Consider the following 22727-nt stretch of genomic DNA (forward strand, 5'->3'; position numbering starts at 1 on the left):
TGGTTGGCAAGAAAGTGGAGAGTATCGTCGAGCATAGCCAGGCAGGTTAACAGCAGACACTGACGTTTACAAGCCCCAAATAAAAATGCCGTTCAGTCTTAACTGAACGGCATTACCCGTGAGCGGGGATTTTGAAGCCTTACCTCATGCCAGGCATCATGCCCTTCATACTGCGCATCATCTTCATCATGCCGCCGCCCGACAATTTCTTCATCATCGTCTGCATTTGCTCGAATTGCGTCAGCATGCGGTTCACTTCCTGCACTTGCACGCCGGCGCCGGCGGCGATGCGGCGCTTGCGCGTGGCCTTGATCAGTTCAGGCTTGGCGCGTTCCTGCGGCGTCATCGAATCGATGATGCCGCACATGCGGCGTACCTGTTTATCTGCCTGGTCCATGTTCTTGCCGCCTGCCGCCTGCTGGAACTGCGCCGGCAGCTTGTCCATCAGGTTGGCCATGCCGCCCATTTTCTTCATTTGACCAAGCTGCGCCTTGAAGTCGTTCATGTCGAACTTGCCGCCGACCTTGATTTTTTGCGCCAGGTCGGCCGCGGCCTTGCTGTCGACGCCCTTGCGCGCCTCTTCCACCAGCGCAAGGATGTCGCCCATGCCCAGGATACGGTTGGCCATGCGGGTCGGGTCGAATGCTTCCAGGCCGTCGAGTTTTTCCGAAACGCCGGCAAACTTGATTGGCTTGCCCGTGATGTGGCGCACTGACAGGGCCGCACCGCCGCGCGCGTCACCGTCGAGCTTGGTCAGCACGATACCCGTCAGCGGCAGCGCATCGTTAAAGGCTTTCGCCGTGTTGATGGCGTCCTGGCCCAGCATGGCGTCGACGACAAACAGGGTTTCGATCGGTTTCACGGCGCCGTGGACGGCGGCGATTTCGCGCATCATCTCTTCGTCGATACCGAGGCGGCCCGCCGTATCGATGATCAGCACGTCGTGGTAATGCTTTTTCGCCCAGTCCAGCGCGGCCAGGGCGATATCGACCGGCTTGTCCGTGCTGGTGGACGGGAAGAAGTCGGCGCCTACCTGGGCGGTGACCGATTGCAGCTGGGCGATCGCGGCAGGACGGTATACGTCGGCCGAGACGGTCAGCACTTTCTTCTTCTTTTCTTCCTTCAGGTATTTCGCCAGCTTGCCGACGGTGGTGGTTTTACCCACACCCTGCAAACCGGCCATCAGGATGATGGCGGGCGGCTGCTGCGCAAAGCTGATCTGCGACGCTTCCGGTCCCAGGTCGGCGCCCATCAGGGCGGCCAGCTCGCGCTGCACCACGCCAACCAGGGCCTGGCCTGGCGTCAGCGAGGAAATGACATCCTCGCCCATGGCTTTTTCTTTGACTTTGGCGATGAATTCGCGCACGGCGGGCAGGGCGACGTCGGCTTCGAGCAGCGCCAGGCGCACTTCGCGCAGCATGTCGGCGGTGTTCGCTTCGGTCAGGCGCGCCTCGCCGCGCATGGTCTTGACGACTTTGGCAAGCCGTTGGGTGAGATTATCTAGCATGATGAACCTGCAATGAAAAGCTTGGGAGTGGGCGGCGAAAGCCGGACGATGGCCGTCATTTTACCTTATCGCGGTTGGCTGGCGGTCCTGCGCTGCATCGTCTGGCGGTTGGCCTGCTTTTGAATTAGTTGGTATTTCTGGCAATGCCGCGATTGCATGAAAGTCAAAAACACGGTTAAAATGAGAATAATTCTTATTTACATTCTCGGGTGCCGCACGCCTGAGCGGAAAGGGATGCCATGTCGGCCGCCGATTTTGCACAGCAACAAGACCTGCACGCGCTCTACAGCAGCCATCATGGCTGGCTGCAGGGCTGGCTGCGGCATAAGCTGGGCAATGCGGGCGAAGCGGCGGATCTGGCGCACGACACCTTTATCAGCGTGCTGACGGCCGGTGCCGCGCCGCAGATCCGCGAAGCGCGGCCTTTCCTCGCCACCATCGCGCGGCGTCTGGTGGCGCACCGCTACCGCCGGCAAGTGCTGGAAGACGCCTACCTGGAGGCGCTGGCTTGCCTGCCGCCCGAAGTGGCGCCCGCGCCCGAAGAACGGCTGCTGGCGCTGGAAGCCTTGCAGCAAATCGACCTGGCCCTCGACGGCTTGCCTGCGCCTGTGCGCACGGCGTTCTTGCTGGCGCAGCTCGAAGGCCTCAGCTACGCCGAGATCGCCGCGCGCCTGAACGTATCGGCCAGCTCGGTCAAGCAATACCTGACGCGTGCCAACCGCCAGGTGTTTTTCTCTCTGCCGGTATGAGCACGGTGGCGGAAGCCGCAGCCTTGGGGGCCATAGCCGAGGAAGTGCAGCAGCAGGCGGCCGAGTGGCTGACCGTGCTGATGTCGGACGAGGCCAGCGAAGCGGAACTGGCCGCCTGGCAGCGCTGGCGCGGGGCCGACCCGGAACATGAACGGGCCTGGCAGCATATCGAAGCGGTGTCGCAGCGGTTCAACGGCTTGCACCGCAGTGCGGCCGCGCAGGCGCTGGCGGGCACGCAGCAGCAAGCCGTCAACGGCAAGCGGCGCCAGTTGCTGGCGTGGCTGGGCGTGGCCGGCGGCGGCATGCTGGCCGCGCAGACAGGCGCCTGGGATGGCGTGCGCGCCCTGCGCGCCGACTATCGCACGGCCACGGGCGAGCGGCGCGAGGTGGTACTGGACGATGGCAGTGTACTCAGCCTGAATACGGGATCGGCCGTGAACGTGCGTTTCGACGCCAGCCGCCGCCTGATCGAGTTGCTGGCCGGCGAGATCCTCGTCACCAGCGGCCATGGCGCCGGCAGCGGCGCGCCTTTGGTGGTGGCCACGCGCGAAGGCCGGGTGCGCGCGCTGGGCACGCGCTTTGCCGTGCGCCAGCAGGATGGCTACAGCACCGTGGACGTATTTGAAAGCGCCGTTGAAATCCGCTCCCGCGACGGCACCGCTGCCCCCTTGCTGCTGGCGGCTGGGCGGGGCGTGGCATTTTCCCGCCATGCGCCGGATGCGCCGCATGCCATCGATGCGTATGCGCACGCCTGGTCGCGCGGGCAGCTGATCGTCGACGACGTGACCCTGGGCGATTTCCTGGCCGACCTGGCCCGCTACCGCCCGGGCGTGATTCATTGCGCACCGGCAGTGGCCCAGCTGCGCCTGTCTGGCGTGTTCCCGCTGGCCGATACCCAGCGTATTTTGAATATGCTGCCCAACTCGCTGCCGGTGCAGGTGCGCAGCCGCACGCGGTATTGGGTCAGCGTCGAACCGGCGCCATAGCAGGCTGCGCAAAAATATTCAGCCATCCGGCTGCCCGTTTTTCGTTTTCGCGGCACCTACAGAGTAGGGCGCCTGTTTTTCACCGTCTCGTGACGCCACCATCAGGAATTTTCATGTCGTACGCTTTGCATTTTGTCAGTTTGCCATCGTCTCACTCCACACTGCGCCCGCTGGCGCAAGCGGCGGCCGCCTTGTGTCTGGCCGCCAGCCTGCCGGCGCTGGCGCAGCAGGCCACGCCTGCTGCTCCCGCCACCGAGCAAACCATGCTCGGCGTGTCCGTCACGGCGGGGCGCGATGCGACAACGGAAGGCAGCGGTTCCTATACGACGGGCGTGAGCAATACGGCAACCAAACTGAATCTGTCGCTGCGCGAGACGCCGCAGTCGGTCAGCGTGCTGACGCGCCAGCAGATCGATGACCTGGGCATCACGACCCTGGACGACGCTGTCCAGTCGATCACGGGGCTGGTCATGCAAAAGGGCAACTTCACGGGCGACTCGGGCAGTTTCAGCGCGCGCGGTTTCCCCGTCGATAACATCCTGTTCGATGGTTTGCCTACCAGCCTGGGCGCGAATGGCACCTTCAATGGCGACAATGACGACCTGGCCATCTATGACCGCATCGAAGTGGTGCGCGGCGCCACGGGCTTGATGACGGGCAGCGGCACGCCCAGCGCGGCCATCAATATGGTGCGCAAGCGCCCGACGGCCACGCCGCAAGCGTCGTTCTCGGCCAGCGTCGGCAGCTGGAGCAACTACCGCCTGGAAGCCGATGCGGCCAACGCCCTCAACGCAGCGAAGACCCTGCGCGGGCGCATCGTCGTGACGCTGCAGGACAAGAAGGACTATGTTGACGTGCTGCATGGCCGCAATCACCAGCTGTACGGCATCATCGAAGCTGATTTGCGCCCCGACACGACATTGACCGTGGGCGCCCACTACCGCAAGACGGATAACGACGGCGTCACCACGGGCGTGGTGACGGCCGCCGATGGCCGCTTTTTGAACTTGCCCCGTTCGACCTACCTGGGCACCGACTTCGATGACTGGCGCCAGACGGATAAAACCATCTTCGCCGAACTGGAGCACCGTTTTGGCAACGGCTGGAAGGCCAAGCTGGCGGCCACGCGCAAGACACCCGAGATCGACACGACGTTTTCCGGCATCAACCGCCGCGGCGACACCCTGCGCTTCAATTCGCAAAGCTACCGCGCCGAACTGGCCAACACCAGCTACGACGCCTATGCCAGCGGCAGCTACAGCCTCTTCGGCCGCGAGCACGAGCTGAGCGTCGGCGCCAGCCACCGCCGTTCGTCGAAAAACAGTTATGGCGGCTGGGCCCCATACAGCTGGGGCGCGGCCGCGCCGGTGCTCGACCCCTACCACTGGGATGCGGGCAGCGTGGCGCGTCCCGTCATCAACTACGCGCAGTGGGGCACGGCCAGCGTCACCGAACAAAGCGGCGTGTATGCGGGTACGCGCATGCGCCTGACCGACCCGCTGTCGCTGGTGCTGGGCGGGCGCGTGAGCTGGTACAAGGACGATGCGGGCTACTCGGTGGCGCGCGAATTCACGCCCTACGCCGGTGTCGTGTATGACCTCGACAAGCAGCATTCCGTGTATGCCAGCTGGACCGAAATCTTTCAGCCGCAAGCGTCCACCGACGCCTATGCGCGGCCCTTGAAGCCGATCAGCGGCAGCAACTATGAAGCGGGCGTGAAGGGCGAATACTTCGGCGGCGCCCTCAATGCCAGCGCTGCCGTGTTCCAGATCCGCCAGCAAAACCGGGGCGTGGACGACCTGGCCGGCCCGAATCCCTGCCCCGGCAGCACCTGGGGCTATTGCCAGCGCGCGTCGGGCGAAGTGCGCAGCGAAGGCGTGGAGCTGGATGTGGCGGGCGCGCTGACGCCCGACTGGCAGCTGTCGGCCGGTTTTACTTATGTAAAGGCGCAATTTACGCGCGACAGCGATCCGGCCAATATCGGCAAGGATTTCAACAGCCGCTATCCGCGCCAGCAGCTCAAGCTGGCCACCAGCTACCGCCTGTCCGGCGCCGCGCAGGGCTGGCGCGTCGGCGCCTCGGTGTATGGGCAGGGCGCGACCGAATCAAACGACGGCACTTATCACCTGCGCCAGGGCCGCTACGCGATCCTGGGCTTGAACGCGGCGTGGCAGATCGACAGCCGCGCCGAGCTGCGCCTGAACGTCAACAATGCGCTCGACAAGCACTATTACCAGAGCATTTACTCCGATGTCTTCGGCAATCTGGCGGGCACGCCGCGCAACCTGATGCTGACCTTGAACTACACACTGTAAATAATCACTTTTGAATGACCTATCTTGATGAAGGATGCATGGCTTATGGATGTGCAGTTGAATCTGGCCCGCGACGGTGTGCGCCGGCGTATGCCACGGGGAGCGCCGCGATGATGAAATCGGCCAACATGATGTTGTTCTCGCGCGTGCTGGCCGCCATTTTTGGCGGCTATGCGCTGACGTCCGGCGTGGCCGTGCTGCTGTCGGCCGTGCTGCCGCTGTCGCGCGCCGAAGCCGTGCTGACGGCCACCCTGAGCGCCTTCGTCGTCTACACCTGCGCCGTGATCTGGGTCTTTGCCGTGCAAGACCTGCGCCGCGCCTGGCTGGGCATGCTGCTGCCGGCCATCGTCTGCGGCGGCATGGGCATGCTGCTGTCGCGAGGTGCCGCATGAACGCCGTCAAGGTAGATAAAGTGGTCAAGACGCCACAGCAGGGCGGCTTGCGCCAGGCCATGGCCTGGCTGCATACATGGAGCGGCCTGTGGATTTCCTGGCTGTTGTTCGCCATTTTCCTGACCGGCACCCTGGCCGTCTTCGACGACCCGATCGGCCACTGGATGACGCCCGAACACGCCCTGGAAGAGGCGGCGCACGCGAACGATCCGCCGCTGCCCAAGGTCACGGACCGCGCGCACCGCCTGGAGCTGGCGCTCGATTTCATGGCGAAGGAGCATCCGAAGGCGGACATGTGGGAAATCTGGCCCGTGCAACGTCCCGGCCACGGCCTGTCCGCCTACTGGTTCCAGCCCAGCGGCGGCTATGGCTCGGCGGACCTCGATCCGCTGACGGGCGCCATCGTCAAACATGCGGACGAGGCAAGGGAACGCGAAACCATCGGCGGTCACCATTTCGTCGATTTCCACTACGAGCTGCACGCGGGACGCATCGGCGTGTGGATCGTGGCCATCACCACCATGATCATGCTGGTGGCGCTGGTGAGCGGCGTCATCACGCACAAGCGCATCTTCAAGGATTTCTTTACCTTCCGCCCGGCCAAGGGCCAGCGTTCGTGGCTCGACGCGCACAACGCGGTGGCCGTGCTCACTCTACCGTTCCAGTTCATGATTGCCTACACGGGCCTGGCTTTCTTCAGCGATGACTATGTGCCGGCCCCCGTGGTGGCGCAATACGGCATGGACAATCCCAAGCGGGCCTTCCTGGCCGACTGGAACGATGCGGGCAAGCCTGCGCGGTCGGGGCAGCCGCTGGCCATTCCCGCGCTGGAATCGTTCGCGCTGCGCGCCGAACAGGCCATCGGCCAGGAAATCCGCGCCGTGGTGCTGGACAATCCGAATGACGCCTCCATGCGCGTGTGCATGTATGGCTGGAACGAGGAGGCGGATTTGCAGCAGCGGATCAGCGCCAATACGGGCAGGGCCTGCTATGCGCTGGCCACGGGCGAGCAGGTCGCCGTGCGCCGGCCGGGCGAGTCGGACACGGGCGGCGCGGGCCTGACGCGCTCCGTCATGTCGAGCTTGCACATGGTCGGCTTTGGCGGCACGCCGATGCGTTGGCTGTACTTCTTCTGCGGCCTGGCCGGCACGGCCATGATGGGCACGGGCGCCATTCTGTTCCTGGTCAAGCGGCGCCAGAAGTCCGGCGGCGAGTTCGGCGCCTGCACGCAGCGCGTGTACCGCGTCATCGAATGCCTGAACGTGGCGGCGATTGCCGGCCTGGCCATCGCCTGCGTGGGTTTCCTGTGGGCCAACCGTTTGATCCCCGTCGGCCTTGAACACCGCGCCGGCTGGGAAGTGCGGGCCTTCTTCGGCGTCTGGTTCCTGATGCTGGTGCATGCCTGTCTGCGCGCGGAAAAGCGCGCGTGGATCGAGCAACTGTGGCTGCTGGCCGCCCTGTGCCTGCTGCTGCCCGTCCTGAATGTACTGAGTACGGGCGATAACCTGGTGGTGCAGGTCGCGCGCGGTGACTGGGAAAGCGCCGGCGTGGAACTTGGCAGCATGGCCTTCGGCCTGCTGGCCGCCTGGGGCGCGTGGAAAGTCCACAAGCGCAAGGAAAAACCGGCCAGGAAGGCCGTGGCCAGGGAAAGCGCTGCGCCCACGGCCAGCCTGCAAGTCAATGTGGAAGGACAGTCATGATTAGCAGCATCCTGTGTGCGCTGGGCCTGTCGTATGCGGGCATGGCCAGCCTCTCCCTGGCGATGGATCGCCATCATGGCCAGGTCTGGGGCAGGGACGCGGCGCCGAATGTGCGGCGCGCGCTGCAACTGACGGGCGCCATCCTGCTGGCGCTTGCCATCTGGCCTTGCGTGGCTGGCTGGAGCGCCACCGTCGGCGTGGTCGCCTGGCTGGGATTCATTGGCGCGGGAGCGCTGCTGGTGGCCCTGCTGCTGCCGTATGCACCCCGCTTGCTGTTGCGTAGTTCCCTGCTGGCAGCCGTCGCCGCGCTGGCAGGTCTTGTGACGTTCCTGCGGTGATGTTCACCGCTATTTTCAAGGATAGACCGATGTATTTTTCACGCCTGGCGACACCGATTGATGTTTTGAATGTATTGAAAGTGGCTGCCTGATGGCGGCCCGCCTGCCTTCCCGGCGCGCCCGTATCTTGGGCGGCGTGGTCTTGCTGGTGCTGTTTGGCGCCGGCGCACTGTGGGCCACGCGCGGCCCGGCCACCGTATTTGACACGGCGCCCGTCAAACGCGGCAATATCGAGGCCAGCGTCACGGCCATCGGCACCCTGCAGCCGCAAACCTATGTCGACGTGGGCGCGCAAGTGTCGGGCCAGATCACGCGCCTGCACGTGCAGCCGGGCAGCGCCGTGGAAAAAGGCCAGTTGCTGGCCGAGATCGACCCCAGCGTGCAGCAAGCCACGGTCGACGCGGGCCGCGCCGCCCTGGCGGGCCTGCGCGCGCAACTGGCTGACCAGCAGGCGCAGCACCGCCTGGCGGGCCAGCAGCACGTGCGCCAGAAGCAGATGGCCAAGTTCGACTCGACGCCGTTGGCCGACCTGGAGACGGCCGAAGCCACCCTGGCCTCGGCCGGCGCCAAGATCGACCACCTGAAGGCGCAGATCGCCCAGACCCAGGCCAGCCTGAAGGCGGACGAGGCGCGCCTGGGCTATACACGCATCTACGCGCCCATGGCCGGCAAGGTGGTGGGCCTGGACGCGAAGGAAGGGCAAACCCTGAACGCCACGTACCAGACGCCGAACATCCTGCGCATCGCCGATCTGTCGGCCATGACGGTGTGGACGGAAGTGTCGGAAGCGGACGTGCGCCGCGTGCGCCCGGACATGCCCGTGTACTTCACCACCCTGGGCGGCGACCAGCGGCGCTGGAGCGGCAAGGTGCGTCAAGTGCTGCCGGCGCCGCCGGTGCCCGGTGGTTCCGCCGCCGGCACGGCCCTGGCGCCATCGACCAGCAAGGTGATTTTGTATACCGTGCTGTTCGACGTGGATAACGCCGATGGGGAACTGATGCCGCAGATGACGGCGCAAGTGGTGTTTGTCACGGCTGCGGCAAACAATGTGCTGGCCGTACCGTTGCCTGCGTTGAAACCATCGACCGGGGAAGGCGCCAAGCCGGGGCAGTTCACGGCCCGCGTGATGGATGCGGACGGCAATATCGATACGCGCGCCGTCACCGTCGGCGTGCGCAACCGCCTCAGCGCGGAAGTGCTGCAAGGCTTGCGCGAAGGCGAATTGCTGGTCACGGGCGAGCAGCCGGCCGGCAGCGGCGCCAGCAGGTTCCAGTTATGAGTGCCATGAGCGAGGCCGCGTCGCTGGGGCAAGCCGGGCAGCAGGACCAGCCGCTGATTGAACTGCACGGTATCCGCAAGCGCTACGGCGGCCATGACGGCGCGCCGGCCGTGGAAGTGCTGCGCGGCCTGACCTTGTCGATTGGCGCAGGCGAATTCGTCGCCATCGTGGGGGCGTCCGGTTCCGGCAAATCGACGCTGATGCATCTGCTCGGCTGCCTTGACCGGCCCAGCGACGGCACCTACCGCTTCGCCGGCCAGGACGTGGCCAGCCTGAATCCCGATGAACTGGCATGGTTGCGACGCGAAGCGTTCGGCTTCGTCTTCCAGGGTTACCACCTGATCGCCACCGAGTCGGCGCGCGAAAACGTGGAAGTGCCGGCCCTGTACGCGGGCATGCCTGCCGCCGCCCGCCACGCCCGCTCGGAAGCGCTGCTCAAGCGCCTGGGCCTGGGCGAGCGGCTCGACCACCGGCCAAACCAGTTGTCGGGCGGGCAGCAGCAGCGCGTGTCGATCGCGCGCGCGCTGATGAATGGCGGGCGCATCATCCTCGCCGATGAACCGACGGGGGCGTTAGATAGCAGCAGCGGCGCCGAAGTCATGGCCCTGCTGGGCGAACTGGCCGATGCGGGCCACACCATCATCCTCATTACGCATGATCGCAAGGTGGCGGCCCAGGCGCGCCGCGTGATCGAGATCAGCGATGGCGAAATCATCGCAGACTCGGGCGCCATCGCCATCCCCGCCACGTCGACGGCCCTGCCGCCGCTGGACATGTCGCGCGCCGCCCACGATACAGGTGCTTCGCTGGGCACGGAATTGCTCGACGCGGCGCGCGCGGCCTGGCGCGTGCTGTGGATCAACCGCTTCCGCACGGGCTTGACGCTGCTGGGCATCGTCATCGGCGTCGCTTCCGTGATCGTCATGCTGGCCATCGGCCTGGGCACGCGCCAGCAGGTGATGGCGCAGCTAGGCGCGTTTGGCTCGAATCTGCTGTACATGGCGTCGCGCGGTGAAAGTTCGCGCATCCCGGGGCGCAGCATCACCCTGGCCGACCTCGATGCGCTGAAAGACGTGCCGGGCATCACCCACGTGCTGCCGAATGTCACGGGCAACAAGGTGATACGCCACGGCAACCTCGACGTGCAGACCTATGTGCGCGGCACGGGGCCGGCCCTGCCGCAGATCCAGACCTGGCCGGTGGCCAAGGGCGGCTTCTTTACCGAGGAAGACGAGCGCGAGATGGCCACCGTGGCCGTGCTGGGCGCGCACCTGGCCGAAAAGCTGATGCCCGACGTGGCCAACCCCGTGGGGCAGAGCATCCTGATCGGCAATGTGCCGTTCCAGGTGATCGGCGTGATGAGCGCGAAGGGTGCGCTGGCGGGTGAGAAGGATGAAGACGACGTGCTGCTGCTGCCTTTTTCCACGGCCGGCATCCGCGTCTTCGGCCAGCGCGAGCCGACGTACACGGTGATGGCGGTGGCCGACGTCAAGCGCGTGACCGAGGTGGAGGCGGCGGTCGACGCCACCATGTTCGAGCGCCACCGCATCCGCGACTATGGCATCAGCAACGCGGCCGCGTCGATCGCTGCCGAAGCCAAGACGCAGGACAATATGACCATGATGCTCAGCCTGATCGCGGCCGTCTCCCTGGTGGTGGGCGGCATCGGCGTCATGAACGTGATGCTGATGACGGTGCGCGAGCGCACGCGCGAAATCGGCATCCGCATGGCGACGGGCGCGCGCCGGCGCGACATCCTGCGCCAATTCCTCACCGAAGCCGTGCTGGTGTCGGTGGTGGGCGGCGTGGCCGGCATCGTGGTCGGCGTGACGGTCGCCGGCTTGCTGCTGGTATGGGACGTGCCGGTGATTTTTTCGCTGAGCGCCATCGCCGGCGCATTTGCCTGCGCCGTGGTGACGGGGCTGGTGTTTGGCTTCATGCCAGCGCGCAAGGCGTCAGGACTCGATCCCGTCGTCGCCCTGGCTGGCCAGTAAGCCAGGTGTGGTAAAAACGCCGGCGCAGTGCCTGCCATCGCGGCCAGGCATTGCGCCTGTGTCAAGGGTGAGCTGCGCGGCCACACGTATCAACCACCGCTGCAATTCCTGCTTGCCAGCGCTTTGTTCATGGCGAAGACTGTACCCAGCAACGAGACGACGAGAAATCCGATAACGGTCCATGCGAACGACGCCACGTCTGACCGGTCAAGCAGAATTCCACCGACAACGCCGCCGCTGGCCACCGCGGTGTTCCAGCCCGTCGTGTACATCGATTGCGCCACATCGACCGACTCGCCGGCAAACCGGGACAATGCCGTTTGAGTGATCGTGGCAAAGCCGCCGACAGCCAGGCCCCATGCCGCCACAGAAGGGTAGACCACCTGCGAAAGGTCGCCCCAAAGACCCAGCAGCACGGATGCAGCGGCGAAGACCATGACGCTTGCCACGGCAAGAAATTGCAGCCGACGATCGACCATTGCACCGACGAACCATAGGCCGATGATCGAACCCAGTCCGAAGACGAACAGGACGGTCTCCACGTTCGCCGACAAGCCCGATGGCGCGAGCAATGGCTCGATATAGATGTAGAGAATGTTGTGGGCAACAACGAAGGTGAAGACAACGAACAGGACGGCGCGAATACCGGTCTTGAAAAATATACTGGAAAGAGCTTGGCGCTGTGCCTTGCCCTGGCCAGGGAAGTCGGGGACGATGGCAATGATCCACACCATGAGCAAGAGTGCCAGGGCACTCATCAGGCCAAATGCGCCTTGCCAGCCGATGGCTCGGCCAAGCAGCGCTCCAAGCGGCACACCGAGCACCAAAGCGATGGTCGCGCCGGCACCGGATATCGCAATCGCCCGTCCGCCGAGATGAGACGGCGACATGCGCACCGCATATCCAGCCAGGAGCGTCCAGACGATTCCGCCGAAGACACCGGCGAAAAAGCGCGCCACCAGAGAGACGCCATAGCTATCGGAAAGGGCGGTGACGAGATTGACAAGCGCAAAGCCGAAGATCGCCGTCAATAGCAACGGACGCCGCCGCATGCCTTGCGTCAGCGTGGTGACCGGAATAGCTGCGACCAGCGCACCGACAGCGTAGGCGGTAATGAACTGACCTGCCAGGCTTTCAGAGACGCTCAAGCCTTGCGCAATGGAAGAAAGCAATCCGGCCGGCATGATCTCGGTCAGCAGCGTGACAAAGGCTGCCATTGCCAGGGCAAGCAGTCCGCCCAAGGGCAATCGCTCGGCGCTCTTGTGCAGAGCAGATGCTGTTGTCTGATTCATAAACTAGGTTCCTCAAATTGAAGTCGTTCTGGTTCTTTATGGAGTATCAGCACGTATGCTGCCTAGTTACCAACAAAAGAAAAATAGGCTACAGTGAACAATATATGTGACATGGCCGTCATTAATTGATGAGCATAAATGGAAAATCTTGGTTCTCTTGACCTCTTCGTACGTGCCGGGGAGGCCCGCAGCTTCACTGCGGCCGGGCAGCAGCTGGGCATCTCTGCATCCGCCGTCAGCAAGGCCATCGCGCGGCTGGAGGAACGCCTGGGGGTTCGTCTGTTCCACCGCTCTACGCGCACCATCAGCCTGACATCGGAAGGGGCGTTGTTCCTGGAGCGCTGCCGCCGTATCCTTTGCGAAGTGGAGTTGGCCGAAGCCGAACTCTTGCAAACGCAAAGCGCCCCGCATGGCAAGCTGCGCATCAGTCTGCCATCGGTCGGCACCTTGTTCATGCCCAAGCTGGCGGCCTTCCAGCGGTGCTATCCCGCTGTCGCGCTGGACATTGACTGCTCGGATCGCTTGGTGGAAGTGATCGAGGAAGGCTTCGATGCCGTGATCCGTACCGGAGAACCCGGCGATTCCCGATTGATGGCACGCACGCTCGGCGCTTATCGAAGGGTCATCGTCGGCGCTCCCAGCTATTTCCAGCGGGCCGGACTTCCGCAGCAACCTGAAGACCTGGCCAACCACGCCTGCCTGCTGTACCGCTATCCCACGACGGGTAAAATCGACGCATGGCCGTTGAGCAGGAACAGTCAGCCCCTTTCCATGGATCTGCCGGGCAGCATGGTCACGAATTCGCTGGACCCACAGATCTGCTTTGCCGAACAAGGTCTCGGTATTGCCTGTGTGCCTGACATCGCCGTGCGTCGTCAGCTGGACGAAGGCCGGCTAGTCACTGTGTTGGACGAATACAACCAGGACTGCACCACATTCCGCATATTGTGGCCCTCCAGCAAACATCTCTCGCCAAAGCTCAGGGTGTTCGTGGACTTCATCGTGCAGAACTTGTTTCCGTTTTGACAGTGGGCATATGTTGCACTCGCTTAATGCATTGATAAACCTGCAGTGTCTGGCGGTGGCGTAGTCCAGCGAATGTCGGTGCTGGAGTCATGGTGAAATAAAAAAGATTGCTCCTGGCTCAACACACGGTACTATCTCCTCATAATAAAAAAGCAGTGTTTCGCGTGCCCTTGCGGGCACATACCAATCACCACAGGAGAACCCGATGCAGCAAAAATCAATCTTGAAGACCAGTATCGCCGCCGCCCTCATGCTGGCCTTCGGCATGGGCGCCGTGCAGGCCCAGGCGCAGGAAGTCGTGCGCCTGGGCAACTTGAAATTCGCCCATTACGGCGCCGTGTCGTACATCAAGGAAATCGCGCCCAAGTGCGGCATCAAGGTCGAAGAGCATATCTTCGCCAAGGGCCTCGACGTGATGCAGGCGATTATCGCGGGCGAGCTGGATGTGGGGGCGACGGCATCCGAAGCGGCCATTTCCGGCCGCGCCGGCGGCGCACCGATCTACGTGGTGGCCGGCTTTGCCAAGGGCGGCGCGCGCCTGGTGGCGGGCGCCGGGCAAAAGATCGCCAGCGTCAAGGAACTCAAAGGCAAGCGCGTGGGCGTGACGCGCGGCGGCATCCAGGAAGTGTTGCTGCTGGCCGAGTTGTCGCAGGCGGGCCTGACGTTTTCCGAAACCAAGGGCAAGGATGTGCAACTGGTGTTCCTCGCCTACGCCGACTTGAACCAGGCGCTGATGGGCAAGAATATCGATGCCATGATGCAGTCCGAGCCGCAATCGTCGCAGGCCATTAACAAGGGTTTCGGCACCGAAGTCATCAAGCCGTACGACACGCCGATCGGCGAGCCCGTGCGGACCATGGTGATGACGGAAAAGTTTTACAAGGAACGCCGTCCCGTGGCGGAAAAATTCATGCGCTGCTTCGTCGAAGCCACCAAGACCTTTATCGACAACAAGGCGACGGCGGAAAAGTATGTACGCGAAGTCGTGTTCCGCGGCCAGATCACGAAGGATGACTTCGACGACGCGATCAGCAATTCGCCGTACTCGTACGATATCTCGCCCGAGCATATCCAGATCACCACCGACGTGATGGTGAAGACGGGCGTGGGCCGCATGACGAAACCGCCCGTGGCCAGGGACTGGGTCAAGACGGACTTGCTGGAGCAGGCGAAAAAGAGCCTGAATGTGAAGTAAACCGGATATTGACAATGCCCGATGGCCCGCTTGAAGCGGGCCATCATTTTTTTGCGGCATACTAATATATACAGATAGCGTGAAAGATTGCCGAAATCTTGAGGGTGCGCCACCCCGTTGCGCCTCAGGCGCGATATCATGGCAGGCTTGCGGCATTGGATGGCGGCGTCGTGCCTGTCACCGGGCTGTCGCCTGAATCGCGCTTGCCGGCTATGGTGTAAACTTAAACTATGCAGATCTATTTCTTTTTCATCGCCGCGCTGTTGTACGCGGCGTGCGCGGTGCTTCCCTCGTCCCGTGCCCGGCTCATTGCCGGCCTGACCGGCGTCGCCTGGCTGGCGCACGCCGCCACCCTGTGGTTCGACCTGATGGCGCCGGGTACCTTGCGCTTCGGTTTTTCCGCCATGCTGTCGGCCGCGCTGTGGGTCTCGGTGGGCGCCTACTGGATAGAGAACCGCAATTTCAGCCTGGACGGACTGCGCCGCATGGTCATGCCCAGCGCCGTTCTCGCCATCGGCCTGGCCTGGGCCTTTCCTGGCAGCCAGGTCAGCATGGAAGGCAAGTCGGCCGTCTTCGGCTGGCATATTGCCGTGGCCGTGCTCGCCTACAGCACCTTGACGATTGCCGCCTTTCACGCCGTGCTGATGGCGTTGCAGGAATCGCGTTTGCATACGCGCAGCGAAAGCGGCGGCTTCATTGGCACGGCGCTGGACCAGTTGCCAGCCCTGCTGACGATGGAAAAGCTGCTGTTCCGCATGATCGGCCTGGGCTTTATCCTGCTGAGCCTGACCGTGCTGTCGGGCATCGTGTTTTCCGAACAACTATTTGGCAAGGCGCTCAACTGGGATCACAAATCCGTGTTTACCATGCTGTCGTGGCTGTTGTTTGCCGCCCTGCTGGCAGGGCGCCGCTTTCGCGGCTGGCGCGGCAAGACGGCCCTGAGTTTTACCCTGGCCGGTTTCGCCACCTTGCTGCTGGCCTATGTCGGTAGCCGTTTTGTACTGGAAGTGGTTTTACACCGAGGATACACATGACACGTGTTTTATTCTGGCTGGCGCTGGTGTTCCTGGTGCTGTTTGCTATCCGCAGCAAGATCCGTGGCATGCAGCAACGGGCCCGCGCGCAGCAGCAACAGCAGCCGAACCCGTATGCGCCGCCTGGCCGGCCGCAGGAATTGCCGGATGCCGAACTGATGCTGTGCTGCGCCCACTGCGGCGTGTACTACCCGGCCTCGGAAAACGTGCAGGCCAAGGGCCACGACTACTGCAGCCACGCGCACGCCACCCTGTAAGGGCGCTCTCGCGCCGCGTTGCTCATCCGTATCGTAACGACCTCCGGCATCCATCCGGCGTAGCATCTGCAGCAGGCGGTTCGTCGCCGCCATTGCAGAAAGGCGCGCGTCCCCATGTCCCGTCCCAGCTCCGGCCCGGATACCGTCACTGCCGCCGGCATGCCGCCGGCGCCGCAACTGAGCGGCAATTCGCTGCCCATGCAGGCGCTGCGCGCGCAGATCGGCCGCATCGCCCGTTGTGGCGCGCCGGTGGCCATCCGCGGCGAATCGGGCACGGGCAAGGAACTGGCGGCGCGCGCCATCCATGCACAGGGTGCGCGCGCCAGCTTTCCGTTTATCGCCGTCAACTGCGGCGCCATTCCCGAAGCGCTGATGGAAGCGGAATTCTTCGGTTGCCGCCCGGGCGCCTATACGGGCGCACTGCACGAACGCCAGGGCTTGTTCCAGGCGGCCCACGGTGGCAGTTTGCTGCTCGACGAAGTCGATGATCTGCCGCTGGCCATGCAGGTGAAACTATTGCGCGTGCTGCAGGAGCGCCGCGTGCGCAAGCTGGGCGGCAGTACCGACGAGGCCGTCGACGTGCGCATCCTGTGCGCCAGCCAGCATGGCCTGGCGCGCGGCTTGGCGGCCGGCACGTTTCGCCAGGACCTGTTTTACCGGCTGAATGTGATCGAACTGGCGCTGCCGCCGCTGCGCGAGCGGCGCGGCGATCTGCAGGTATTATGTGAGGTGATCCTCGCCCGCCTGTCGCCGCGCCGGGCCGTGAGCCTGGCGCCGCCCGTGCTGGCGGCCCTGGCCGCGTATGCGTTTCCCGGCAATGTGCGCGAACTGGAAAACGTGCTGGAGCGGGCGCTGGCCTTTGCCGACGGCGGCGTGATCGCGCTCGATGGCCTGGCCTTGCCCTCCACGTCCGGCAGCATGCCGTTGCGGGCGGCGCCGGCACTGCCGGACTTGCCGGAGCGGCAACTGTGCCTGCCCGGCATGGCGGCGTATGGCGTGGCCCCGGTCTTGCCGCTGGACATGTATTTGCGCCAGGCCGAGCGCGACATGATCATGCTGGCGCTGGTGCAAGCGCGCTACCACCGCGCGCGGGCGGCGCGCCAGCTGGGCCTGAGCGTGCGCCAGTTGCGTTACCGCATGCAGAAATTGACGATACAGGAAGCTTTACTTGATGAGCGCATGGACGATAGATGAAGACGGCTGGTGCGATGGCGCGCTGCGCTATGACTCCCAATACCACGATGCGCGCCCGGACGGCGCGCAAGTCGACTTGCTAGTGATCCATAACATCAGCTTGCCGGGCGGCCACTTTGGCGGACCGCATGTGTCGGACTTGTTTACGGGCCGGGTAGATTATAATGCCGATCCTTCTTTCGCCGACTTGCGTGGCTTGCAGGTATCGGCGCACTTTTTTGTACGGCGCGATGGTGCGTTGTTGCAATATGTTTCTGCTGATCAACGCGCCTGGCATGCTGGCGCATCCACCTTCGAAGGACGCCCGCAGTGCAATGGCTATTCCATCGGTATCGAAATGGAAGGCGCGGACGATGTGCCTTTCCAGCGGCGGCAATACCACGTCCTGGCGGCGCTGACGGCGGCGCTGGTGGCGCGCTACGGGCTGTCCAAGGTGTGCGGTCACGAGCATATCGCGCCGGGAAGGAAGACGGATCCGGGGCCGTTTTTTGACTGGCATTTTTACCAAGAATGCTGGCTGGAAACTCTGCGCGGGCAGCCTGCGTTAGCGCTCACTTCGCGCGGATTGGGCTTTCCATCCACGCCCTGAAAAGTCAACCGAAATCGCATATGGAAATACAAAAAATTACGCTGGCGGATGCCGGAAAACTATTGCATCGCCCTCCGATGGGCACTACAATTAGTACACAACCTGGATTTAAAGACTATATGTAGTGCCATCACAGACGTTTTCAGAATTATTACCAAAGCTACCCTGTTTGTTGATATGGCAACGGGAACTGGCGGTTTATCACCCTTGATCGTGTTTCGAGCCAGCCGGGCAATACAGCTTGCTCGCATGATTTTTGGCTGTGAATTATTTACTATTTAGCAACAAATACCTGAAGAAACCCTGACCATCGGGCGTTCTATTCAACAACACACGCGGCAGCAAAACTGCAGGCTGACTTTAGCTGACAACGGGAGCTTCAATGCAATCACCACAAGATATTTCCATCCATCCAACGCCAGTATCGCCAGCGCCAGGCGCGGCCAACAGCGTGGCGAGCACGGGCGCGGCATTGGGCGATTATCGCATCATCCGCCGCAACGGCGCGGTGGTGGCATTTGAGCCTTCGAAGATCGCCATCGCCATGACCAAGGCGTTTTTGGCCGTTAACGGCGGCCAGGGCGCAGCCTCGGCCCGCATCCGCGAACTGGTGGAACAACTGACCGACGGCGTCGTCGCCGCGCTGGTGCGCCGCCATCCGGGCGGCGGCACCTTCCATATCGAAGACGTGCAAGACCAGGTGGAACTGTCGCTGATGCGTTCGGGCGAGCACGACGTGGCGCGTGCCTACGTGCTGTACCGCGCCAAGCACATGGAAGAGCGCCGCCTGCAGAAGGAAGCGCTGGGCGCTTCCGCACAAGTTTCCGCACCACAATTAAATGTCACCGACAACGGCGTGCGCCGTCTGCTGGACATGCAGGAAGTGCGCGACCTGATCAACGCCGCCTGCGCCGGCCTGGAAAAGCACGTCGATGCCGACGCCATCCTGGCTGAAACGGTGAAGAACCTGTACGACGGCGTGCCCGTCGAAGAGCTGCACAAGTCGGCCATCCTGGCGGCGCGCGCGCTGATGGAAAAAGACCCGGCTTACAGCCAGGTCACGGCCCGCATCCTGCTGCACACGGTGCGCAAGGAAGTGTTCGGCAAGGAAGTGCCGCAAGCGGCCGCTGCCGCTGAATACCTGACGTATTTCCCGCAGTACATCGCCAAGGGCATCGCCAACGACCTGCTGAACCCGGTACTCGCCAGCTTCGACCTGGAACGCCTGGCAAAAGCCATCGTGGCCGACCGCGACTTGCAATTCGGCTACATCGGCCTGCAAACCCTGTATGACCGCTACTTCCTGCACATCCATGACGTGCGCATCGAAATGCCGCAAGCGTTCTACATGCGCGTGGCCATGGGCCTGTCGCTGAACGAAGCGGACCGCGAAGCGCGCGCTATCGAGTTCTACAATCTTCTGTCCTCGTTCGACTTCATGAGCTCGACCCCGACCCTGTTCAACTCGGGCACCCTGCGCTCGCAACTGTCGTCGTGCTACCTGAGCACCGTGTCGGATGATCTGGAAGGCATTTACGACGCCATCAAGGACAACGCGCTGCTGGCCAAATACGCCGGTGGCCTGGGCAACGACTGGACGCCAGTGCGTGCCCTGGGCGCCCACATCAAGGGCACCAATGGCAAGTCGCAAGGCGTGGTGCCGTTCCTGAAAGTGGTCAACGACACGGCCGTGGCAGTCAACCAGGGCGGCAAGCGCAAGGGCGCCGTCTGCGCCTACCTGGAAACCTGGCACATGGACATCGAGGAATTCCTCGACCTGCGCAAGAACACGGGCGATGACCGCCGCCGCACGCACGACATGAACACGGCGAACTGGATTCCCGACATGTTCATGAAGCGCGTCATGGAAAAAGGCGAGTGGACCCTGTTCTCGCCATCCGAAACGCCAGACTTGCACGACTTGGTCGGCAAAGCCTTTGAAAAGGCTTACCTGGGCTACGAAGCCAAGGCAGCCGCCGGCGAAATCCGCTCGTACAAAAAGATCGCTGCGCTGGATCTGTGGCGCAAGATGCTGTCGATGCTGTTTGAAACGGGCCACCCATGGATCACGTTCAAGGATCCTTGCAACATCCGCAGCCCGCAGTCGCACGTCGGCGTCGTCCACAGCTCGAACCTGTGCACGGAAATCACGCTGAACACGGGCCCTGACGAAATCGCCGTCTGCAACCTCGGTTCCGTGAACATGCCGGCGCACATGAAGGAAGGCAAGCTCGATCACGTCAAGCTGGCCAAGACCATCCGCACCGCCATGCGCATGCTCGACAACGTCATCGATATCAATTACTACGCCGTCGACAAGGCGCGCAATTCGAACATGCGCCACCGTCCGGTCGGCATGGGCGTGATGGGCTTCCAGGATTGCCTGCACATGATGCGCATCCCGTTCGCCTCGGACGCCGCCGTGTCGTTTGCCGATACCTCGATGGAAGCCGTGTGCTACTACGCCTACCTGGCGTCGACGGAACTGGCCGAAGAGCGCGGCCGCTATGAATCGTATGCCGGTTCGCTGTGGGACCGTGGCATCCTGCCGCAAGACTCGGTGAAACTGCTGGCCGAAGAGCGTGGCGGCTACCTGGAAGTCGATTCTTCGTCGGCCATGGACTGGACCCCGGTGCGCGAACGCATCGCCAAGTTCGGCATGCGCAACTCGAACTGCGTGGCAATCGCCCCGACGGCGACGATTTCGAACATCATCGGCGTATCGGCCTGTATCGAGCCGACGTTCCAGAACCTGTACGTGAAATCGAACCTGTCGGGCGAATTCACCGAGATCAACGGCTACCTGGTGCGCGACCTGAAGGCGCGCGACCTGTGGGATGAAGTCATGATCTCCGACCTGAAGTACTTTGACGGCTCCCTGGTGAAGATCGACCGCATCCCGCAAGACTTGCGCGATATCTACGCCACCGCCTTTGAAGTGTCGCCAAGCTGGCTGGTGGAAGCGGCTTCGCGTCGCCAGAAGTGGATCGACCAGGCCCAGTCGCTGAACATCTACATGGCTGGCGCTTCGGGCAAGAAACTGGACGAAACCTACAAGCTGGCATGGTTGCGCGGCTTGAAAACCACTTACTACCTGCGTACCATCGCCGCTACCCACATGGAGAAATCGACCTCCAAGACGGGCGCCCTGAACGCCGTGGCAGTCGATGGCGGCATGTCGGCCAGCGCACAGAGTGCCCAGGCGGCGGTCCTGGCGGCAGCAGCTGTAGCCGTGGCGCCGGTAGTGGCAGCGGCAGCGGACGACGCCGATGGCGAAGCCTGCTATCTGCGTCCGGGTGATGACGGTTTCGAAGAATGCGAAGCCTGCCAGTAAAAACCTGCTGCGCAGCCCCCTCTCGGGTTCTGTGTTGCTCACCGTACTAAAGTACGGCTCCGCTACTCGACCCGATATCGGACTTGCTCGTGACGGTTTTTAAGAAATTTAAAGTTGTCAGCCCAGCGCTGCTGGGCTGATTCAATGTTGTTAATGTCCGCATTGTCCGATACAACGGGCCTGTTGCGGATCGCCGGCTCGCCGGCATGGAAAGGAAGAAGAATATGTCGTTGTCATGGGATGATGAAACCACGTCGGCAGCTGTGCCGCGTCCGGCGCAGCAAGCGCCGTTGGGAAATACCGAATTGAACCTGCCGGCTGCTGCCGAGCCGTCCGAAGCGAACGCCGAGCAAGTGGCGCGCCGCGTAAATGCCGACGACAAGCGCATCATCAACGGCAAGACGGACGTCAACCAACTGGTACCGTTCAAGTACAAATGGGCGTGGGACAAATACCTGGCCGGCTGCGCCAACCACTGGATGCCGCAGGAAGTGAACATGCAGCGCGATATCGAGCTGTGGAAAAACCCGAATGGCCTGACGGACGACGAGCGCCGCCTGGTCAAGCGCAACCTGGGCTTCTTCGTGACGGCCGACTCGCTGGCCGCCAACAACATCGTGCTGGGCACCTACCGCCACATCACGGCGCCCGAGTGCCGCCAGTACCTGCTGCGCCAGGCATTCGAGGAAGCGATCCACACGCACGCTTACCAGTACATCGTCGAGTCGCTGGGCCTGGACGAAGGCGAGATTTTCAACGCCTACAACGAAGTCAAGTCGATCCGCGACAAGGATGAATTCCTGATCCCGTTCATCAACACCCTGACCGACCCGGCGTTCGTCACCGGCACGGTGGAAAACGATCAGAAGCTGTTGAAATCGCTGATCGTGTTTGCCTGCCTGATGGAAGGCTTGTTCTTCTACGTCGGCTTCACGCAGATCCTGGCGCTGGGCCGCCAGAACAAGATGATGGGCGCGGCGGAACAGTACCAGTACATCCTGCGCGACGAATCGATGCATTGCAACTTCGGCATCGACTTGATCAACACGATCAAGATGGAAAATCCGCAGCTGTGGACGGCCGAATTCCGCGAAGAGATTAAAGTGCTGTTCATGCAGGCCGTGGAGCTGGAATACGCGTACGCGGAAGACACTATGCCGCGCGGCGTGCTGGGTCTGAACGCGCCGATGTTCAAGGGCTATTTGCGCTTCATCGCCAATCGCCGCGCGCAGCAGATCGGCATCGAGCCGCTGTTCGCCCAGGAAGAAAATCCATTCCCGTGGATGAGCGAAATGATCGACATGAAGAAGGAACGCAACTTCTTCGAGACGCGCGTGACGGAATACCAAACGGGTGGTGCGCTGAACTGGGAATAATCCTTTTTCAGGCTACGCCAGAAGCGCCGTCATCGTGACGGCGCTTTTTTTTCGCGGTGCGCCCGGCAGGGCGCACTCACTGGGAGGTGCAAGTCCTCTACTCGCCCGACAAGGGGAAGAGTTAGCTGAACGGCAAGGGTGCCGCGGGCGACTGCGGATCTGGAGGAAGC

18 protein-coding genes are annotated in these 22727 nt (G+C 62.9%); 16 read left to right on the top strand and 2 right to left on the bottom strand.

Annotated features, from left to right (window positions below):
- Window positions 1-139 precede the first annotated feature (139 nt).
- Window positions 140-1507 carry a signal recognition particle protein gene (ffh, locus tag ACQ4WS_RS24660; protein ID WP_034746567.1) on the bottom strand — a complete coding sequence of 456 codons (1368 nt, stop codon included), beginning with the start codon at window positions 1505-1507 and terminating at the stop codon, window positions 140-142.
- 239 nt (window positions 1508-1746) lie between these two features.
- Here ffh and ACQ4WS_RS24665 point away from each other — a divergent pair, with 239 nt between their 5' ends.
- From ACQ4WS_RS24665 to ACQ4WS_RS24700, 8 genes are all read left to right on the top strand, one after another.
- Complete coding sequence (locus ACQ4WS_RS24665) at window positions 1747-2256, top strand: sigma-70 family RNA polymerase sigma factor (protein WP_436479602.1); 510 nt, start codon at window positions 1747-1749, stop codon at window positions 2254-2256.
- A gap of 5 nt (window positions 2257-2261) precedes the next feature.
- Window positions 2262-3242 carry a FecR domain-containing protein gene (locus tag ACQ4WS_RS24670; protein WP_436479603.1) on the top strand — a complete coding sequence of 327 codons (981 nt, stop codon included), beginning with the start codon at window positions 2262-2264 and terminating at the stop codon, window positions 3240-3242.
- Window positions 3243-3355: 113 nt separating this feature from the next.
- Complete coding sequence (locus tag ACQ4WS_RS24675) at window positions 3356-5557, top strand: TonB-dependent siderophore receptor (protein WP_436479604.1); 2202 nt, start codon at window positions 3356-3358, stop codon at window positions 5555-5557.
- A gap of 110 nt (window positions 5558-5667) precedes the next feature.
- On the top strand, window positions 5668-5949 hold the full coding sequence (locus ACQ4WS_RS24680) for a hypothetical protein (RefSeq protein WP_133989285.1): 282 nt from the start codon (window positions 5668-5670) through the stop codon (window positions 5947-5949).
- Window positions 5946-7649 (top strand): PepSY-associated TM helix domain-containing protein, encoded by a 1704-nt coding sequence (locus ACQ4WS_RS24685; RefSeq protein WP_436479605.1) that lies wholly within the window; start codon window positions 5946-5948, stop codon window positions 7647-7649. The genes ACQ4WS_RS24680 and ACQ4WS_RS24685 overlap by 4 nt, the downstream gene beginning before the upstream one ends.
- Window positions 7646-7987, top strand: coding sequence for a DUF3325 domain-containing protein (locus ACQ4WS_RS24690; protein ID WP_436479606.1), 342 nt, complete (start codon window positions 7646-7648; stop codon window positions 7985-7987). The genes ACQ4WS_RS24685 and ACQ4WS_RS24690 overlap by 4 nt, the downstream gene beginning before the upstream one ends.
- Before the next feature lie 91 nt (window positions 7988-8078).
- A complete protein-coding gene (locus tag ACQ4WS_RS24695) occupies window positions 8079-9266 on the top strand; it encodes an efflux RND transporter periplasmic adaptor subunit (protein WP_436479607.1) in 1188 nt (395 codons plus the stop codon).
- Window positions 9267-9271: 5 nt separating this feature from the next.
- Window positions 9272-11260, top strand: coding sequence for a MacB family efflux pump subunit (locus ACQ4WS_RS24700; protein WP_436479608.1), 1989 nt, complete (start codon window positions 9272-9274; stop codon window positions 11258-11260).
- A gap of 89 nt (window positions 11261-11349) precedes the next feature.
- Here the strand turns inward: ACQ4WS_RS24700 and ACQ4WS_RS24705 are convergent, their stop codons facing one another.
- Window positions 11350-12552 carry an MFS transporter gene (locus tag ACQ4WS_RS24705; RefSeq protein WP_436479609.1) on the bottom strand — a complete coding sequence of 401 codons (1203 nt, stop codon included), beginning with the start codon at window positions 12550-12552 and terminating at the stop codon, window positions 11350-11352.
- Window positions 12553-12690: 138 nt separating this feature from the next.
- On the opposite strand from ACQ4WS_RS24705, the gene ACQ4WS_RS24710 reads away from it, so the two are divergent.
- The 8 genes from ACQ4WS_RS24710 to ACQ4WS_RS24745 all read left to right on the top strand — a co-directional run bounded on the left by ACQ4WS_RS24710 (window position 12691) and on the right by ACQ4WS_RS24745 (window position 22557).
- Window positions 12691-13578: a LysR family transcriptional regulator gene (locus tag ACQ4WS_RS24710; RefSeq protein WP_436479610.1), complete on the top strand. Its 888-nt coding sequence runs from the start codon at window positions 12691-12693 to the stop codon at window positions 13576-13578.
- Window positions 13579-13828: 250 nt separating this feature from the next.
- The gene (locus tag ACQ4WS_RS24715; RefSeq protein WP_436479615.1) at window positions 13829-14773 is read left to right on the top strand and encodes an ABC transporter substrate-binding protein; all 945 of its coding nucleotides are present in this window, start codon (window positions 13829-13831) and stop codon (window positions 14771-14773) included.
- A 230-nt stretch (window positions 14774-15003) separates the two neighbouring features.
- Window positions 15004-15807, top strand: coding sequence for a cytochrome C assembly family protein (locus tag ACQ4WS_RS24720; RefSeq protein WP_436479611.1), 804 nt, complete (start codon window positions 15004-15006; stop codon window positions 15805-15807).
- Window positions 15804-16064, top strand: coding sequence for a PP0621 family protein (locus ACQ4WS_RS24725; protein ID WP_071075508.1), 261 nt, complete (start codon window positions 15804-15806; stop codon window positions 16062-16064). The genes ACQ4WS_RS24720 and ACQ4WS_RS24725 overlap by 4 nt, the downstream gene beginning before the upstream one ends.
- A gap of 114 nt (window positions 16065-16178) precedes the next feature.
- The gene (locus ACQ4WS_RS24730) at window positions 16179-17258 is read left to right on the top strand and encodes a sigma 54-interacting transcriptional regulator (protein WP_436479612.1); all 1080 of its coding nucleotides are present in this window, start codon (window positions 16179-16181) and stop codon (window positions 17256-17258) included.
- Window positions 17236-17847 carry a 1,6-anhydro-N-acetylmuramyl-L-alanine amidase AmpD gene (gene ampD, locus ACQ4WS_RS24735; RefSeq protein WP_436479616.1) on the top strand — a complete coding sequence of 204 codons (612 nt, stop codon included), beginning with the start codon at window positions 17236-17238 and terminating at the stop codon, window positions 17845-17847. The genes ACQ4WS_RS24730 and ampD overlap by 23 nt, the downstream gene beginning before the upstream one ends.
- Before the next feature lie 382 nt (window positions 17848-18229).
- Window positions 18230-21181 carry a ribonucleoside-diphosphate reductase subunit alpha gene (locus tag ACQ4WS_RS24740; protein ID WP_436479613.1) on the top strand — a complete coding sequence of 984 codons (2952 nt, stop codon included), beginning with the start codon at window positions 18230-18232 and terminating at the stop codon, window positions 21179-21181.
- 224 nt (window positions 21182-21405) lie between these two features.
- Window positions 21406-22557: a ribonucleotide-diphosphate reductase subunit beta gene (locus ACQ4WS_RS24745; RefSeq protein WP_436479614.1), complete on the top strand. Its 1152-nt coding sequence runs from the start codon at window positions 21406-21408 to the stop codon at window positions 22555-22557.
- Window positions 22558-22727 lie beyond the last annotated feature (170 nt).

The organism is Janthinobacterium leeuwenhoeki, assembly GCF_051380795.1.
GTDB lineage: Bacteria > Pseudomonadota > Gammaproteobacteria > Burkholderiales > Burkholderiaceae_D > Janthinobacterium.

Bases quoted from the DNA above. Each gene is read 5' to 3' on its own strand.
- ffh (WP_034746567.1), bottom strand. From the start codon at position 1,507: ATGCTAGATAATCTCACCCAACGGCTTGCCAAAGTCGTCAAGACCATG.
- ACQ4WS_RS24665 (WP_436479602.1), top strand. From the start codon at position 1,747: ATGTCGGCCGCCGATTTTGCACAGCAACAAGACCTGCACGCGCTCTAC.
- ACQ4WS_RS24675 (WP_436479604.1), top strand. From the start codon at position 3,356: ATGTCGTACGCTTTGCATTTTGTCAGTTTGCCATCGTCTCACTCCACA.
- ACQ4WS_RS24680 (WP_133989285.1), top strand. From the start codon at position 5,668: ATGATGAAATCGGCCAACATGATGTTGTTCTCGCGCGTGCTGGCCGCC.
- ACQ4WS_RS24685 (WP_436479605.1), top strand. From the start codon at position 5,946: ATGAACGCCGTCAAGGTAGATAAAGTGGTCAAGACGCCACAGCAGGGC.
- ACQ4WS_RS24690 (WP_436479606.1), top strand. From the start codon at position 7,646: ATGATTAGCAGCATCCTGTGTGCGCTGGGCCTGTCGTATGCGGGCATG.
- ACQ4WS_RS24695 (WP_436479607.1), top strand. From the start codon at position 8,079: ATGGCGGCCCGCCTGCCTTCCCGGCGCGCCCGTATCTTGGGCGGCGTG.
- ACQ4WS_RS24700 (WP_436479608.1), top strand. From the start codon at position 9,272: ATGAGCGAGGCCGCGTCGCTGGGGCAAGCCGGGCAGCAGGACCAGCCG.
- ACQ4WS_RS24705 (WP_436479609.1), bottom strand. From the start codon at position 12,552: ATGAATCAGACAACAGCATCTGCTCTGCACAAGAGCGCCGAGCGATTG.
- ACQ4WS_RS24710 (WP_436479610.1), top strand. From the start codon at position 12,691: ATGGAAAATCTTGGTTCTCTTGACCTCTTCGTACGTGCCGGGGAGGCC.
- ACQ4WS_RS24715 (WP_436479615.1), top strand. From the start codon at position 13,829: ATGCTGGCCTTCGGCATGGGCGCCGTGCAGGCCCAGGCGCAGGAAGTC.
- ACQ4WS_RS24720 (WP_436479611.1), top strand. From the start codon at position 15,004: ATGCAGATCTATTTCTTTTTCATCGCCGCGCTGTTGTACGCGGCGTGC.
- ACQ4WS_RS24725 (WP_071075508.1), top strand. From the start codon at position 15,804: ATGACACGTGTTTTATTCTGGCTGGCGCTGGTGTTCCTGGTGCTGTTT.
- ACQ4WS_RS24730 (WP_436479612.1), top strand. From the start codon at position 16,179: ATGTCCCGTCCCAGCTCCGGCCCGGATACCGTCACTGCCGCCGGCATG.
- ampD (WP_436479616.1), top strand. From the start codon at position 17,236: ATGAGCGCATGGACGATAGATGAAGACGGCTGGTGCGATGGCGCGCTG.
- ACQ4WS_RS24740 (WP_436479613.1), top strand. From the start codon at position 18,230: ATGCAATCACCACAAGATATTTCCATCCATCCAACGCCAGTATCGCCA.
- ACQ4WS_RS24745 (WP_436479614.1), top strand. From the start codon at position 21,406: ATGTCGTTGTCATGGGATGATGAAACCACGTCGGCAGCTGTGCCGCGT.